The following is a 16,365-nucleotide window of genomic DNA, read 5'->3' as shown; positions in this document are numbered from 1 at the left end:
TATATTTATCAAAATTAACCTTTTTTCTGAACGATTGCGTTCATTTAAATTAAATATTCGAGGTTTTAAAATTAAACTAATTACTCTAATATTCGCGCAATCCAAGGATTTTCTACTTATTAATTTAGGATAATTATTATGAAAAAGGTTGCACGAATTATTGTCCCTGCTACGTTACTAGCAGTTGCCAGCTTCTCTCATGCGGCTACATCAGATGGTAAAACTTTTGGTATATCTGCTGGTTGGTTACACATCATGCCTCAGAGTAGTGCACAAGGAGTATATGGTAAAACTGGTAGCTCACCTGCATTGCAATCTATGGCAAATGTAACTGCAGCATCTCCAAGTGCTGGATTTGAAGTTGAAGATGCAGATACTGGCGGTTTAATGCTTGATTATTTCGTTAATGATAATGTTTCTTTGGAACTAGTTCTTGGTGCACCACCTGAAATGGAACTTTCAGGTAAAAATAATATTACTCTAGCTGGTAAACCAGTTGTTGGCTTAGATAAATACTCCAAAGCAGCAACCACAGATGCTTATACACCGACTTTTACTGGTCGTTATCATTTTGGTTCAATCAATAATAAAATCCGCCCTTACGTTGGTGCTGGTATAATGTATGCACACTTCTCGGATGTTAAAACCGATCCAAGAATTAATGGTGAACTCTCTAAGACCATCAATGGTGCGGTTAATGCATTATACCCTCAACTTGGTGGACAACTAGATGTAAAACCAACGTTAGGAAAGGTTAAAGTTGATGATGCTGTCGCTCCAGTTGCAACAATAGGTGTTGATTACAACATCACTAAAGACTGGTTTGCTACAGCTTCAGTTTCTTATGCACACCTCTCAACTAAAGCAAAACTCAATGTTACTGGCACAATTCCAGGCGCAGGAAAAACAACTATTCTCTCTGGTCAAAGTGATATCGAGATTAACCCGATCGTCACTTATTTAGGTATCGGTTATCGTTTCTAATCTAAAAAGTTAGAGAAAATCTGAGACCATTAAGTTTTTAATGGTCTTTTTTATGATCTGACTTATTTAAATATTCAATTGATTTTATGTTCCAAATACTATATTTTAAAACTTAATTTCCATAATTATTTTTAAGCAATAATATGAAACCTCAAATAAAAACCCGTCAAGATTTTAATTATTTTTTTCCAATTCAAACTCGCTGGTCGGATAATGATATTTACGGGCATGTTAATAATGTGACTTATTATAGTTATTTTGACACTGCTGCAAATGCATTACTGATTGAAAAAACAGGATTTGATATTCATCACTCAACAATCATTGGACTGGTAGTTGACTCTGCCTGTAGCTTTTTTCAAGAGTTATCTTATCCTGAAATTATTGAAGTTGGTGTTTCTATCGATAAAATCGGCAACTCATCTTTGACCTATAGTCTGGCTATTTTCAAACACAATACTGAGTCTGCTTCTGCTCAAGGACATTTTGTACATGTTTTTGTTGATCGCATAACCAGAAAAAGCACCCCGATTCCAGACGAAATGCGGGATGCCTTAAAAACATATGAAAGCCCTAATGCCAGTTTATAAATTCTTGGCTTTGAACCTAGACCATAGCTGGATCGCTAACAGAATCCTGCCCTGTTTCTACACGTCCAGCGAATCTCCGATAAAACTTAAGATCATTACCACTCGTTACAGCAAAATCGTACCATTGCCGTGATTCTTGCAATTTCCAATGTTGGGTTATAGTTTGTCCAGCTTTTACTGAAATTTTAAGTGGGGCATCAGCTCGGTATGCCAGTGGTGAAATACTAAACTCTACATCTTTAATTCCCGTATTAATTAAATCCACATAAACATCGCCATTGGCAATATCATAACAGACACGAATTTCAGGATTGATTTGCAAATCTTTTAGATGTAACACATCACCCTTAAAATGCCGGTGAAAACCATTTGGTCCTAAAACCCACAGATCATACAAACCTAAGTTATCTTCTTTGGCGTTCCAGAGATCATCCAGACTTTTACCTGCTTCAACCACATATCTTTTTGGCTCACGAGACAGATTAAGTTTGTCATATACATGAAAAACTGCAGCTTGGGCTCCAGTATTTGAGAAAATCAATTTGACTTTCCCATCTTCAAGGCAACGTGCACTGGTATGTAACTCATAAGGCAAGGCACGCGAAAGTCGTATTCCTGTTGCCTGAATTGGAGATTTGATTTCAGTTGGAATTGGTACTGCAGGTAATTTTTCCTGGGTTGATCTGAGTTGATCAGCTTGATCACGACTTTGTTTACCATTGAGTTCTGGTAAAATGTCTTCGTTCGGTGTTTTAAAATTAAATGCTGAGGTCAGATCACCACATACAGCACGTCGATACGGACTGATATTTGTTTCTTTTACACCAAATCGTTTCTCTAAAAACATCAAAACCGAAGTATGATCAAAAACCTGTGAATTAACCCAACCACCTCGACTCCAAGGAGAAATCACAAATAACGGCACACGGGGACCTGGCCCATATACACCAAAGTCTTTAGCAGGCTGCGATTTACTACCTAACGGTGCATCATGAACAAAATATTCATATTGCATATCTTCCTTAGTTAGAGTGGACTTCCCTGCATACGTTTTTTTATCTGCAAGCAAACTCGGTGCCGAGGGTGAAGGGACATGATCAAAATAACCGTCATTTTCATCAAAATTGATCAATAAAACAGTTTTACTCCAGACTTCAGGTACTGCTGTCAGTGCATCTAAGACTTCCTGAATAAACCATGCTCCCTGAACAGGGCTAGAAGGACCTGGGTGCTCGCAATAAACAGATGGTGCATTGATCCATGCCACCTGTGGCAATTTTCCTTCTTTGACATCCCGTCTAAACGAATCAAGGTATTCTTCAGGATTATTCCCTGGCAAGGTATTCGCAATCCCTTTGTACAAAGGATTATGTGCATTATCTGTCTCACGGTTATATGCTTTATAAGGTAAAGGTTGCGCAGCAGGATTATAGGGACTGTTTGGCTTTTCGCCACCGCTTGAGACAGGATAACCGGAATCTATATTGGCTTTTTTAAATGTTCGAAATGCTCCCAGCATATTATCGCCCCATTCATCAGGCATATTTTGGTAACAGATCCAGTCTATACCAGCTTCTTCTAATCGTTCAGCATAGGTTTTCCATGTATAACCAACGTTGATATTGGCAGGATTTCCATCTATCCAGTCCCATTCATTATTTACAAAGGCTGTATTCGTCGGCACTGCCCCATTTGTACCTGTTAAATGAAATGAGCGGTTAGCATCTGTTCCTGTATGCATCGAACAATGGTATGCATCGCAAATGGTAAATGCATTTGCTAAAGCAAACTGATATGGAATTTCCTGTTCTTTAAAATATCCCATTGAGTAATCGGTTTTATGTTTTGGCCATTCCGAAATACTTCCATTACCCCAGGCTTTCTGGCTATCTGACCACGTATGATGTGTACCATTAACACGTTGAGCATTATTCTTACTACCATCGAGATGAAATGGTGTCAAAATCGCACCATTGCTCCTGAGTTGTTGCCAAACTGTTCGTCCATTCATTTGTGGAATCGTAAAACGATCACCAAAACCACGCACTCCTTTTAATGTCCCAAAATAGTGGTCAAAAGAACGATTTTCTTGCATTAAAATAATGACATGCTCTACGTCCTGTATCGTACCTGTTTTATTATTGGCAGGTATTGCCAAGGCTTTTTGAATACTTGCAGGAAAAGAAGCCAGTGCAGCTGTACCAAAACCTGTTTTTAGAGTATTTGTTAAAAATTTACGACGACTAATCATTTTTATTCCTTATTGATGTTTATGGTGCACAGCGCATAACTGGTTTTTTAGATGTATCAGGCTGACTCACCGTTTGATCATCTTTAGAATCATTACAAGCGCTTAAAGCAAGAAATAAAGGAAAAGAAAAAAGAAATATTATTAATCTTCGATATGTTTTAAACATAAGATGTCAAACCCTGACCTAAATGTTTACATAACATAGAGAGTCTGGATGACATAAAAGTGACAGTTATATTGCAAAGAAATGATCATATAAAGATAGGGCAAAAGACCCATTTTTATATGATTTTGATAGTAAATGAAAAATTATTTCAGCTGAATATTCTGAATTTCCCCATCAAATACATCCATTAAACTTTTAACAACAGGCTCATCATGTAACATTTCAGACGCACGCTGATATGCTCTGGCTTTACGATCATTTTGCATATGATACGGCGTTGTTTCACTTACATCTTCATATTGCACATAAAACCTGGTATTCGACCATTGTTGTTTCAGGGCTTCTTCCAGAGCGTACTGTAGCTGTGTGAGTAACTTTTCATATTTTTGTGGAATATGGAAAAAAGATTCTCCATCTATATAACCTGACATAATACCGTATTGAGCCAATTCCTGTACTGCTGGTGAAAGCTCACTATTTCTGAACCAAAACTCCCACTTATCTACGTTCCATTCACCTTCAAGCGTTTGCTGAGGAAGCTGTAAAATTTCTTGAGGTGTTTGTTTAGATGTATTCTGTGAAATTGTTGCAGCTACTGGCGGGGCTACATTCTCTGGCATTACTTCAACAGGTTTGTCTTCGACATATGTTTCTTCTTCAGTTTCTTTTTCAGGATTTAAAAAGAAAACTTCATCCTGATCTTGTGATGACTGAACAGGTTCAGGTTGAATAAACGGCTGAGCCGAATCATCACCAAAAGTGGTTAAACCCGGTTCTTGGTTACCCTGCAGCTGAATATCTGATTCATTTTTCTGGATGGATACAACCGAATCAAAAGCAGGTTCAACCTCGTCTGCTGATTGTGAATCATCACTTGTTTTTCCGTGTATCGCTTCAGTAACTGGTTCACCTGTATTGATATGATCCAGACTGGTTTCTCGTGCAAAATCTAGTGGCGCAACGGATTCCTCAGACCGCTCTATATTTTCAGGTTGCGTTACATCCTCTGTTTTTTGAAGTAAATCTGTATGACTGCCAAGTGGTGTATGTACAACACTTTCATTATGCTCTTGCTGAACAGATTGTTGGTTTGCATGTGGCAAAGAGGACTGGGCAATAGCCTGAACATTTACAACTGGCATTTCATTAGCTTGCAAAGGTCTAAATGCCAATAACCGCAACACTGTCATTTCAAAGCCTTGCTCTTGTGTAACAGCGAGTTGCAAATCTGCACGTCCTTTACAGGCAACCTGATAATAAAGCTGTAAGTCTTGAGCAGAAACAACTTGTGAAAGTTGTGTAATTTTTTGATTGATTTCAGCACTATATTTCAGACCAAGATCTGGTAAATACTGAAGCAAAGCCAGCTCATGCAATGTCGAAATAAATTGATCGAGCACCATTGATACATCTAAGGCTTGTTGACGGAATTGTATTAATAATTCACTTACACGCGCTTTCTGATTTTGATGAATTGCCAAGATCAGATCATAGATAATTGTTCTATCAATCAACCCAAGCATTTCTTTTACATCTTGGTGATGAATCTCACCTTGACCATAAGCAATTGCCTGATCAGTTAATGAAAGTGCATCACGCAATGAACCCTGCGCTGATTCAGCAATCTGCCAGATCGCATCCTGATCTGCCTTAATCTCTTCTTTATTTAGAATATTGGTTAAGTGTGAAGTAATTTCATCAACAGCTAATGGTCTTAAAGTAAACTGTAAGCAACGGGAAATTACCGTAATAGGCAACTTTTGGGGATCAGTAGTCGCAAACAAAAACTTTACATGCTCTGGTGGTTCTTCCAGTGTTTTAAGTAACGCATTAAAAGAATGCGTTGAAAGCATATGCACTTCATCGATTAAATAAACTTTGTAACGACCTTGCGTTGGTGCATAAGGAACATTATCCAGAAGCTCACGCGTATCTTCAACTTTGGTACGTGAAGCAGCATCAATTTCGATCAGATCAATAAAGCGTCCTTCATTTACTGCACGACAAGTTGGGCAGACTTCACAGGGCGTCGAAGTAACACCAGTTTCGCAGTTAAGACATTTCGCCAAAATCCGTGCAATCGTTGTTTTCCCTACACCCCGGGTTCCTGTAAATAAATACGCATGATGCAAACGTCCACGATCTAACGCGCTCGTTAATGCACGAGAAACGTGGTTTTGACCAACCAATTCATTAAAATTACGCGGACGATATTTACGTGCAAGTACCTGATACATGGATGCTCCTAATTACAGGTCTAAGGATACTTGTTTTTTCTTTATGAGTGAAATGAAAATGCCGATATAGTAAGCACTTTAAGTGTTAAATTAGTTTTCAGATGAACCTTTCATAAATTGTTCCTCAGTTCACCAATGTACATCTGAGATATTAATATTTTCATAAATAATTGATTCTAATGTCTGGGGAATAACCTGCATTTGTTCAGTCAAATCAATATTGGGAGCAAACCATTTTTTAATGACCGGATTCTTTGGCTCTAAAAAGATCAAAAAACCATTTTCATGTTCATAATGCCCACACCCCAGCCAGACTTTTGAGTGAAATGAAGAGTCAAAAAAATCCTGTAACCCCGATCCTCTTCACAAAAACCTAAACAGGCAATCCCTTTTGCATTAAATTGCTGACACAAAAACTCCGCTAATTTTACCCCCCAAATTTCACCATCAGAATCTATGCTTTCATTTGGTTGTTTTGGAAAAAGGTTACTTCTAAATTCGACATAAGTTTTTAACATTTATATTTCCATTAAATTTATGCTGGATCATACAAACATCCTATCTTGAAATAACTAATGATGATCATGCTCGTGATCATGTATTTCATCATCATGTAGCTCATCATTTATTGATGTTGCCAGACCCACTCCATTTTTGATCTCTGCAACATAATTACCTTTATCCGTAAAAACTTTGATAATACTGTAATTATCTTTTTGACTCTGGGTAATACTAAAATGATTCAAATCAGCTGCTAGATCATCAAAAACACCTGTCCATCGCATGATATCCTCATCGACCTGTTCTATATTGGTAATCGTAGCCTGCCTGTTGATGCCATATTTCAAAAGCTTAAATTGGATATGATCGCCCACATTCTTTGTTTCAATGACCAACGGATCATATTGAAATAAAACGCCCTGCTCAATATTTGTAAAATAATCAGGAATCGTACGTTGATCGATTTGGTCTGGTGTTACAGCATTAAGTATTTGGGTTTCAGCTTGAGCTTTTTTTAAAATATCTTCTGATACACCTAAATTATTTTTCCTTGGATAATTTGAATGATTACTTAAAAGCTGCTCTGAACTTTGGTGTCCTGTATCCATTTTTAAAGCTATATCAGCTTCAGGTTTAAAAAAATAGAATAATCCAGCAATCAAAATAATAGCAACAAGAATAATGCTTAGCAGTTTTTTCATAATCTTTTAGGTATAACAATTAAATAATATAAATAAAGCAGTGATTGAAAATCACTGCTTTACAGAGAAGTAGATAAAGTTTTATTTAAACCTGGCAACTAAAGGTGCATTTTTATTGATAATACTAACTGCATCAATTTTTCCTGCCTCACCCAAGCGGATACCATATTGAGGGCTATACAAAGTTGGACTCGAATAAAAATCAAGTGAATTCCCATTCATAATGGTACTACCTAGTGGATGAGAAAAACCCTGACCTACATAATTTTCTGCTGTATGGTTTAAACCCAGATTATGTCCAACCTCATGTCGCATCGCTCCTATAGAACATCCCTGTAGAGTAGACGAACTGATCATATTATATGCAGAAGGTGTTTTATTTACCCATGCCCAACCACATGCAGCCGGATCAGACTCATTTCCTTGATAATAAATCGCATCAGCTTTTACACGATCACGTTCATTCTGAACCGTTTTATCATCTCGACCCGTTGAAATAACATCCAGTAAACGTGTCGTAGATGGAATCTTATATTCAAGATAACTCACATTTCTTAAATAAAATTGTGCATCTGATGCTTCTGCTGAAGAGTTAGTCAAATCATAAGACTCAATCATACGTAACTTCGCAGCACTAGCACCGTCGAGTTTCGTAGTCACTTCAGGACTATTGACCAGTAAAATATCAATCGTTGAACTATCTTTTGTCCATCCTGTCGCAGTATATTTATAGCGTAAACTTTCTTCTTTGGACAAAGTATCATTAATACCATTTGCTGAAGTGATATTGGTCTGATAATTCGCAGTTGAATTAAATATGACTTTATCCCCTACCTGCGCAACAAGTGGTAAATTTAAACTCGGCTGCCAATTTGCATTGGCTACTTTAATCCTGGTCGTTGGTTGTTCCATATTTGGAATCTGTCTAGAAGCTAAATCTTTGGCTTGTAATGTCAACTGTGGTGAAGATATAAGAACCCATTTCGCAATATCAGCCACATATAAAAACTCGTAACGATCGCCATTTTTTAGCTTTAAAGTTGAACTGGTGCTGGTATTTTCATTAGATATTTTAGCTTGCCAGGCTGCGGTCGATTTAAAAACGATGCGGTCTCTATCTTTTGCAGTTTTTGGCAATACAATTTCAGCAACCCAGTTACCATTTGCAAATAGAATTTCAGTCACTGGTGCTTTAACTGATGGAATATTTTTACCAACTTGCTGAGCATTTAACTGATGAGGTTTGACATATTCAGACACCCATTTTTCAAGTTTTTCGTTATATTTAAACCAAAACTCATCACCATTTTTAAGAATAAATGAACTTGAAAAAAGTAAATTATCAGTGTTAATCGAGGACTCATTACTTGCACTAGACACAACCTGAATAAGTGAGCCATCTTTTGCCTGTGCAGGTAATGAAATCTGTTTGGCCCATTGCCCATTTTTTAACTGAACTTTTTGGATATATTGTTCAGAGCCAGGTACAGTATAATGATCAACACCATTTGTCAGCGCAACAGCCTGTACATCCAGATTCCATTTTTTTTGAGCCAAGTCAAATATAAAGGTATAACTTGAACCTTTAGTTATTTTTAAAGATTCTAACGGAATATCAGTGTTCGAAGTATCAAGATACGAAGCGTATCCTGCATCAGATGTAATTTTAACAACAGCTTTATCTGAAGCAGTTTTTGGCAAAGTTAGGTTTTCAACCCAATTCCCATTGAATAAATTGAAATCTAGCTCTGTATAACCTGTTGGAATATCGCCACTTTTATTGTTTGTGTTTGGAGTTAACACTGTACTCGCAAACACAGTTCCAACTACACAAGCTGACAAGAATACTGCAAGTTTCTTTTTCATTTTGATCTCTTAGAATATTTTTATGAAGTCAGCAAGATAATATTTAAGTTTCACTAAAAAATCAAAAGAAAATATTGATTAAAACCACCCTTTATGCCCTTTTATAACAGCATCTGCACAACGTAAAGTTTCCTGACTTAACCCCCAAAGCCGATAATCACCAGTAATTGAGCCAATTCTAAAATTATGCGTATAAGCAAAGCTTAATTCACGCTGAGGATCACACCAGGCACCGGAACCATTATAACCAATGTGGCCAAATCCCTTTTTAGCTCTTTTACCCATTGTAATGACCCGGTGATAACCCAAACGCCATTTCATAGGAATCGGCATGACTCGATCGCGTTTAATACTCTGGATTTTACTTAACTGTGAAAAGACTTCTGGTTTAATGATCTCCTGATCATCCCAAACACCACCATTTGTCAACATTGCATATACTTTCGCCAGACTTCTGGCAGTAAATGCCCCATTTGCAGCAGGAATAATTGCTTGTAAGCCATCGTCACTAAAAAAACTAAAGTTACGCATATCATGTGGAACCATTGCATCGACAAAGTCCTGTGGATTTTGCCCACTCAATTGCATTAACTTATCCGAAAAATTACTTTTTTTGTTTTTCTTGATTTTAGTTGAACTCGGTGTAGTAACATCCTGTTGTTTTTCTTTTGGTAATGGTCTCGCAACACGCACAAGTTCACTGCCTGGAACACCAAAATATGCCCCATCCAATTGCAAAGGCTGGACTAGATATCTTTCCATCAACTCTGTCAATGAACATCCTGTCGCTTTTTCTAACACACCACCAACCAGCCAGCCAAATGTAAGAGCCTGATATGCTATGTCCTGTCCAACTGCAAAACGCGGTGTTGCCTGTTGCACAACCGTCAGCATATGTTCCCAATCCGCCATTTCACTTGCACTTTGTGTAATATTGCGAATGTCATATAGACCACTTTGATGACTCAAGATATGACGTAGCGTTATTTGGGATTTACCATTTTGAGAAAACTCTGGCCAAAACTCGGCAATCTTGCTCTCATAATTCAAAAAACCTTCACTCACCAGAATATGTGCTAGTGTCGCTAAAATACCTTTCCCCGTGGAATAACAAACCGATAAGGTATTGGCATCCCATTGTTCACTTTTTGATTTTTTCCCAGTATAAATATCAATTACTTTTTGCCCACGAAAATATACCGCGAGCGCAGCTCCACCAAAGTCAGTACGCCCATCTTGTAAACGGCTAAATTGTTCTGCCAGATCATGAAATCGCGTATCAACTTCACCTGAATAATTTTTTGTATTTGCAAAAATAATATCTGTTAAACCACTCATCCTGAGTCCTTTTTTATTTTCAGTGGACTAAAAAAGCCTAAATCATCACGATTTAGGCTGAGTATTCTATAATGATTTTAATCTACCCGCCACATGCGGTTTTTGATTTTTTTGATTTCTAATTAAAAAATCAATAGCTTGATTTTCCTCACCTGTTAAAAACTCAACAATAGAAGGCAAATACATCGGAAGCTTAAAATGCACATCCACTTCATATGCTTCTGGTAAACTCAAGCTCGCTAATGCCCGCGCTTTGCTCCACATACCATGAGCAATTGCTTGCTTAAAACCAAAAGCCTTTGCAGTCAAGGCGTGAATATGAATCAGGTTAAAATCACCAGAAACTGCCGCATAACGACGACCAGTATTTTCGGTTACATTCCAGATATCTTGAACATCAAGTTCAACTTTTGACTCATCTTTCGCTTTCTCTAAAACTGTTCCATCTGTTTTTTGACGAGCAAGATAAGTTGTCAATCCTTCCATAACAACTTCATCACCCACTTTAGCTGTGGTAATAAAATCAAACTGGACACCCTTATCATGCGGTTTCAACTCACCAAAAGTACAAGATAGGGTCAAATCTTCATTCAACCAGATTTGCCGTGTCTGTTTAATTTGATTACGGATATGTACCAAACCCAAGATAGCAAAAGGAAATGTTTCTTGTGTCATCATATGCATTTGCAAGCTTTGTGAAAGGACTGCTAAATAAATGGCAGGTATTTGCCCATCATTTTTAAAGCCGCAAACCTCATTATAAGCTTTTAAATGCTTTGGATCGACTTGAAATGAATCAACAACATATTCAACCTGAGGTAAAACTTTTTCAGTTTTAGGTTTTTTAAAAATCAAACCTTGAATAACTTTTGGATAGGCCAAATAAGGTTTTGGAAGCTGACTAAAATGGCGAGTATTCATTGTTTGACCTTTTATATTGCTTAAATCGAGAAAAGCTGGGATGAGGAAAATCCTCTCCCAGTTTCTTTTTCCTTAAAGAAAAAGAATGAAATATCATCACTAGATACTAACTTTAAGCACCTAATAAGCTTTGTCCGCAAACACGTACAACGTTACCATTCAACCCTGATGAACCTGTTGAAGCAAATAATGCAATAGTCTCTGCTACATCAACAGGTAAACCACCTTGACTCATTGAATTCATACGACGCCCTGCTTCACGAATTGCAAAAGGAATCGCTGCTGTCATCTGTGTTTCAATAAATCCTGGTGCTACAGCATTAATTGTAATGCCTTGTTCCAAAATAGGGGCTGTAAACTTAACCAAACCTATCACACCTGCTTTTGAAGCGGCATAGTTGGTTTGACCTAAGTTTCCTGCAATACCAGAAATCGAAGATACACAAACAATACGCCCATTCTCATTTATACCTTGATTATTTAATAAATAATCATTGATGCGTTCAGCAGCAGATAAATTGATATTGATTACAAGATCCCACATTTCAGGTTTCATATTTGCTAAAGTCTTGTCACGTGTTATCCCTGCATTATGTACGATGATATCCAGACCGCCATGATTGGCTGCAACTGCTTTAATTTCAGCGCCTGCATCCGGAGCAGTAATATCCAGAGCCAATGTTGAACCACCAATAGAACTTGCAACGCGATCTAAATCCGCTTGTTGTGGAGGAACATCTAAACAGATGACATGTGCCCCATCACGCGCAAGTACATGTGCAATTGCTTCACCAATACCACGACTTGCCCCAGTGACCAGAGCAGTTTTTCCTGCAAGTGGTTTGGTCCAATCAACTTCAAGAACTTTAGCCTGAGATACACGAATCACTTGACCAGAAACATAAGCCGAACGTGGAGATAACAAGAAACGTAGCGTGGATTCAAGATTCTGTTCAGCACCAGCATCTACATAGACCAGATCAGCTGCTATACCTTTTTTAAATTCTTTACCAACTGATTTTACAAAACCTTCCAAGGCACGTTGTGCTATAGCCTGTTTCACGGTTTTTGCAGACTCTGGTGTTAAACCAATCACTATCACACGCCCAGATACCTGAATTTGGCGCGCAATAGGATTAAAGAATTTATATAACTCATTCAATTGTTCAGAGCTTTCAATGCCAGATGCATCAAAAACAACGGCTTTAAATTTTGATTCTTTGTCACCTTCATTAAAAGCACTTAAATTTAAGCCTGACTGTGCTGCAACTTGCTGTAGTTCTGCATTGTTCCCTGCATAGCTATTTGCATGAACATTACTTAATACCTGAGCAATAGCTCCAGATAAAATGCTGTTCGGAGCAGCGCCAAGTAAAACAGCACCTTTAATCACTGGTGTTGCTGATTCAAAACGGTCAAGTTCAATCGGTGATGGTAAACCTAAATTTTTAATGACAAATTTACCAATTGGTGATTTAGAAAACGCTTGGTATTGGTCAGTCATGTGAATTTTCTCTCAGCAATTTAATTAGTAAATGAATCTAAAGATGTCTTTTAACTTCAATGAAATGTTAGCTATTTATAATACTTCAGATCCATTTGTTTCATGTAAATAATACTTGAGTTAACTGCATGATGTCTTGACCAGACTGCCTTATCAAATGTCATTATAGTCAATTCAGGACAAAAACTGATATGCTAAGCTATACCTCAAGAATATCATCTACATGCTTGGAAATGCCTTATGAGCAAAACAACTCAAGAAAATCCAGCAGTCGAAAATTCTGCTCAGGAAGCTGTGTCAAAACCATCAAAAACGACTTCTCGCCCTCGTAAAACTGCGAGTCCGGCTTCTAAAGCAACGAATACGACAAAAACTCCTCGTACGCGGTCTGCTGCAACTTCGCGAAGCAAAGCAACGGCACCTAATACAAAAAAAGCTGCATCAACAGCATCGTCAACAACACAATCTTCTGTTCAACAGGAAAAAACCATGAGTCAAAATACTGTTCGCCGTGTAGCAATTATTGGTGGAAATCGTATCCCATTTGCTCGTTCAAACGGTGCTTACTTTAAAGCTACTAACATTGATATGTTAACTGCGGCATTGAATGGTTTAGTCGAACGTTTCAATCTACAAGGTCAACGCCTAGGGGAAGTTGCAGCTGGAGCTGTTTTAAAACATAGTCGTGATTTTAACATGACACGTGAGTGTGTTCTCAACACTGAATTAGCACCAGAAACCCCTGCCTATGACCTCCAGCAAGCATGTGGTACAGGTTTGCAAGCAGCTTTTCAGGTTGCCAATAAAATTGCTCTAGGACAAATCGAAGTCGGTATTGCTGGAGGCGTGGATACCACCTCTGATGCTCCGATAGCTTTTGGTGATGGCTTACGTAAAGCTTTACTGGAACTAAATGTCGCTAAAACTGCGAAAGATCGCTTAAAAGCTTTAACTAAAATCAATTTAAAAGACTTGTTAGATGCACCTAAAAATGGCGAACCACGCACTGGTTTATCTATGGGTGAACATCAGGCAATCACAGCCTTAGAGTGGGGAATTCCTCGCCAGGCACAAGATGAACTTGCAGCCTCTTCACATCAGAAAATGGCAAAAGCGTATGAAGAAGGCTTTTTTGATGACCTCATCACACCATTTATGGGTTTAAGCAAAGATAACAATCTGCGTCCAGACTCATCAGTAGAAAAACTGGCAAAACTCAAACCAGCATTTGGTAAGGGTGAAACTGCGACTATGACTGCTGGTAACTCAACCCCATTGACAGATGGCGCATCGGTTGTACTTTTGGCATCAGAAGAATGGGCAAAAGAAAATGGACATGAAATTTTAGCTTATTTAAGCTTCTCTGAAACTGCGGCTGTTGATTTTGTCAACAAGAAAGAAGGCTTGCTCATGGCTCCTGCATATGCAGTACCACGCATGCTGGCTCGTGCAAATCTTAAACTTCAGGATTTTGACTATTATGAAATACATGAAGCTTTTGCTTCACAAGTATTGTCAACCCTTAAAGCCTGGGAAGATCCAAAATTCTGTAAAGAACGTCTAGGACTAGATGCACCTTTAGGTTCAATTGACTTAACCAAACTAAATGTCAAAGGTTCATCTTTAGCTGCAGGGCATCCATTTGCAGCAACGGGTGGTCGTATCTTGGCAACTGCTGCCAAACTGATCAACCAGAAAGGTTCAGGCCGTGTACTTGTTTCAATTTGTGCTGCTGGTGGTCAAGGTGTAACTGCAATTGTTGAAAAATAATTTTCATAACGCCTAATAAACAGGCACCCTTTTGGGTGCTTGTTTGATTTTTTACTATAATCAATTAAAAACGATAGCCAATACCAAGATAAGTCATAATTGGGTCGATATCAATTTTTGTAGTAGCGTGAATTAATTTCGTACCTTTATTTGCATCAATTACATCAATATTGGTTCTATTATTTAATTTTGCATATGATACAGAAGCAACAGAATACCAGTTCGTTGCAAAATCATAGGTTGCTCCTAAAGTGGCGATAGGTGCAAATGCATCATCAGCTTTTACTCGTACAAATGGATTTGCGCTTGAAGTCTTACCATCTAATGCTGCACCTGCCTTGTCATCCAGAATATTTTGGATCATATGCCCTGCTGCAACCAGATCTGCGGTAGTTTGGCCATTCATTTTAATACTACTGAAATGTGCATACATCACCCCAAAGCCTACATATGGTCTAAGTTTATGGACTCCAGATTTACCCCATTGATACTGAACTTCAAGCGCTGGCGTCCAGGCACGTGTTGTTGCAACTTTAGATTTATTTCCTAAATTGGTAATCGGAACATCCTGTTGTAGTGATAATTCAGGAAATAACTGCGCAGCAATCCCACCTGGATTTGCAGTGCCACTCATTGGTGCAAAAATTTGTCCTTTTCCTTCAATATCGACTTTAGGTGGAATACCTCCGATAAGCTGCAATGAAACATTATCATTTATGTAATAGTTAAACATCAAACCTGCAGTATCAACATCATCAGCTTCTAATCCAGTACCTTGAGCACTCCACTGATCAATTCCATTGAGTTGTGCTGTGCCAGCAATTTCGGATTTAACCTCTCCTGTTTTTTGATCAATCAATATTGGTTTTACTAACTCATTGGAAAAGAATCCTTCTAAAATTTTTTTGGCGTTACCTTCTTTTCCAGTCAAGGGGTTTATAGCCGTTGCATTTGGATCCAAAGCATTTAAAAATCCATCTGGTGAAATACTTCCGACTGAATACTGCTTGCTAGCATTAACAGCTGTATTAATATTAAAAGGATTTGCTGACCCTTGTGGCATAACATGTAACCAACCAGCAGAGACCGAAAACCTTTTAAAATTATCTGCATATGCCATATGCATACATAGAGATGCTGATGATGCAATAGCAAGTTTTAGGAATAAATTTTTTTTAATCATTTTAATTGTCCTTTTTTAAATATAGCTAATCTTTCATGATTAACTTTCTCTAAAGGGCTTTGTTGCATAAATAAAAATAAAGATGAGTCAGTCTATCTTCCCGATATTTATGCAACAGCGACTGTTTGGGCTGTACCGAGTTGAGTAAATTTATTCAAAATATCGACTCTGATTTGCAAGTCGACTACCTGACGATTAAAGCATCGGCTAGACACCCCTTGTCCAAGCCGTTTAAATGCAAACATTTTGGCTTCTATTCGTGAACGTTGATGATAACCAATATCTCTTTTCCACTGCTTTCGTCCCTTGTTCCAACAGGCTTGTACTGCATGATTCCTTGCTCTGCCAATTTC

The 16,365-nt window shown here is 37.9% G+C and carries 12 protein-coding genes and 1 pseudogene; 3 read left to right on the top strand and 10 right to left on the bottom strand.

Going from position 1 to position 16,365, the window contains the following annotated elements:
* Nucleotides 1–138: 138 nt before the first annotated feature.
* Both KPC_RS02355 and KPC_RS02350 read left to right on the top strand, forming a co-directional pair.
* Nucleotides 139–984, top strand: a complete 846-nt coding sequence (locus KPC_RS02355; RefSeq protein WP_121972829.1) for an OmpW/AlkL family protein — start codon at nucleotides 139–141, stop codon at nucleotides 982–984.
* Between the two features lie 143 nt (nucleotides 985–1,127).
* On the top strand, nucleotides 1,128–1,574 hold the full coding sequence (locus KPC_RS02350; RefSeq protein WP_121972828.1) for an acyl-CoA thioesterase: 447 nt from the start codon (nucleotides 1,128–1,130) through the stop codon (nucleotides 1,572–1,574).
* Between the two features lie 16 nt (nucleotides 1,575–1,590).
* Here the strand turns inward: KPC_RS02350 and KPC_RS02345 are convergent, their stop codons facing one another.
* The 8 genes from KPC_RS02345 to KPC_RS02310 form a co-directional block, all read right to left on the bottom strand.
* The gene (locus KPC_RS02345; protein ID WP_121972827.1) at nucleotides 1,591–3,825 is read right to left on the bottom strand and encodes a phosphocholine-specific phospholipase C; all 2,235 of its coding nucleotides are present in this window, start codon (nucleotides 3,823–3,825) and stop codon (nucleotides 1,591–1,593) included.
* Nucleotides 3,826–4,134: 309 nt separating this feature from the next.
* Complete coding sequence (gene dnaX / locus KPC_RS02340; RefSeq protein WP_121972826.1) at nucleotides 4,135–6,228, bottom strand: DNA polymerase III subunit gamma/tau; 2,094 nt, start codon at nucleotides 6,226–6,228, stop codon at nucleotides 4,135–4,137.
* Nucleotides 6,229–6,497: 269 nt separating this feature from the next.
* Nucleotides 6,498–6,746 (bottom strand): hypothetical protein, encoded by a 249-nt coding sequence (locus KPC_RS02335; RefSeq protein ID WP_121972825.1) that lies wholly within the window; start codon nucleotides 6,744–6,746, stop codon nucleotides 6,498–6,500.
* A gap of 54 nt (nucleotides 6,747–6,800) precedes the next feature.
* Nucleotides 6,801–7,430, bottom strand: a complete 630-nt coding sequence (cpaB, locus tag KPC_RS02330) for a metalloprotease secretion chaperone CpaB (RefSeq protein ID WP_121972824.1) — start codon at nucleotides 7,428–7,430, stop codon at nucleotides 6,801–6,803.
* Nucleotides 7,431–7,511: 81 nt separating this feature from the next.
* Nucleotides 7,512–9,302, bottom strand: coding sequence for a metalloendopeptidase CpaA (cpaA, locus tag KPC_RS02325; protein ID WP_407641968.1), 1,791 nt, complete (start codon nucleotides 9,300–9,302; stop codon nucleotides 7,512–7,514).
* 72 nt (nucleotides 9,303–9,374) lie between these two features.
* On the bottom strand, nucleotides 9,375–10,634 hold the full coding sequence (locus KPC_RS02320) for a serine hydrolase domain-containing protein (protein WP_121972822.1): 1,260 nt from the start codon (nucleotides 10,632–10,634) through the stop codon (nucleotides 9,375–9,377).
* Nucleotides 10,635–10,700: 66 nt separating this feature from the next.
* On the bottom strand, nucleotides 10,701–11,555 hold the full coding sequence (locus KPC_RS02315; protein WP_121972821.1) for a MaoC family dehydratase: 855 nt from the start codon (nucleotides 11,553–11,555) through the stop codon (nucleotides 10,701–10,703).
* A gap of 112 nt (nucleotides 11,556–11,667) precedes the next feature.
* The gene (locus KPC_RS02310) at nucleotides 11,668–13,059 is read right to left on the bottom strand and encodes a 3-oxoacyl-ACP reductase (RefSeq protein WP_121972820.1); all 1,392 of its coding nucleotides are present in this window, start codon (nucleotides 13,057–13,059) and stop codon (nucleotides 11,668–11,670) included.
* A 240-nt stretch (nucleotides 13,060–13,299) separates the two neighbouring features.
* Here KPC_RS02310 and KPC_RS02305 point away from each other — a divergent pair, with 240 nt between their 5' ends.
* Nucleotides 13,300–14,829 carry an acetyl-CoA C-acetyltransferase gene (locus KPC_RS02305; protein WP_121972819.1) on the top strand — a complete coding sequence of 510 codons (1,530 nt, stop codon included), beginning with the start codon at nucleotides 13,300–13,302 and terminating at the stop codon, nucleotides 14,827–14,829.
* Nucleotides 14,830–14,893: 64 nt separating this feature from the next.
* On the opposite strand, the gene KPC_RS02300 is transcribed toward KPC_RS02305, so the two are convergent.
* Nucleotides 14,894–16,012: an OmpW/AlkL family protein gene (locus KPC_RS02300; protein ID WP_121972818.1), complete on the bottom strand. Its 1,119-nt coding sequence runs from the start codon at nucleotides 16,010–16,012 to the stop codon at nucleotides 14,894–14,896.
* Between the two features lie 107 nt (nucleotides 16,013–16,119).
* A pseudogene (locus KPC_RS02295) lies at nucleotides 16,120–16,365 on the bottom strand (IS5/IS1182 family transposase); the annotation flags it as partial.

Source organism: Acinetobacter stercoris (assembly GCF_900323515.1).
In the GTDB taxonomy this organism is placed as follows: Bacteria; Pseudomonadota; Gammaproteobacteria; order Pseudomonadales; family Moraxellaceae; genus Acinetobacter; species Acinetobacter stercoris.
This window is presented reverse-complemented; position numbering and strand designations above follow the sequence as displayed.

Bases quoted from the DNA above. Each gene is read 5' to 3' on its own strand.
- KPC_RS02355 (WP_121972829.1), top strand. From the start codon at position 139: ATGAAAAAGGTTGCACGAATTATTGTCCCTGCTACGTTACTAGCAGTT.
- KPC_RS02350 (WP_121972828.1), top strand. From the start codon at position 1,128: ATGAAACCTCAAATAAAAACCCGTCAAGATTTTAATTATTTTTTTCCA.
- KPC_RS02345 (WP_121972827.1), bottom strand. From the start codon at position 3,825: ATGATTAGTCGTCGTAAATTTTTAACAAATACTCTAAAAACAGGTTTT.
- dnaX (WP_121972826.1), bottom strand. From the start codon at position 6,228: ATGTATCAGGTACTTGCACGTAAATATCGTCCGCGTAATTTTAATGAA.
- KPC_RS02335 (WP_121972825.1), bottom strand. From the start codon at position 6,746: ATGTTAAAAACTTATGTCGAATTTAGAAGTAACCTTTTTCCAAAACAA.
- cpaB (WP_121972824.1), bottom strand. From the start codon at position 7,430: ATGAAAAAACTGCTAAGCATTATTCTTGTTGCTATTATTTTGATTGCT.
- KPC_RS02320 (WP_121972822.1), bottom strand. From the start codon at position 10,634: ATGAGTGGTTTAACAGATATTATTTTTGCAAATACAAAAAATTATTCA.
- KPC_RS02315 (WP_121972821.1), bottom strand. From the start codon at position 11,555: ATGAATACTCGCCATTTTAGTCAGCTTCCAAAACCTTATTTGGCCTAT.
- KPC_RS02310 (WP_121972820.1), bottom strand. From the start codon at position 13,059: ATGACTGACCAATACCAAGCGTTTTCTAAATCACCAATTGGTAAATTT.
- KPC_RS02305 (WP_121972819.1), top strand. From the start codon at position 13,300: ATGAGCAAAACAACTCAAGAAAATCCAGCAGTCGAAAATTCTGCTCAG.
- KPC_RS02300 (WP_121972818.1), bottom strand. From the start codon at position 16,012: ATGATTAAAAAAAATTTATTCCTAAAACTTGCTATTGCATCATCAGCA.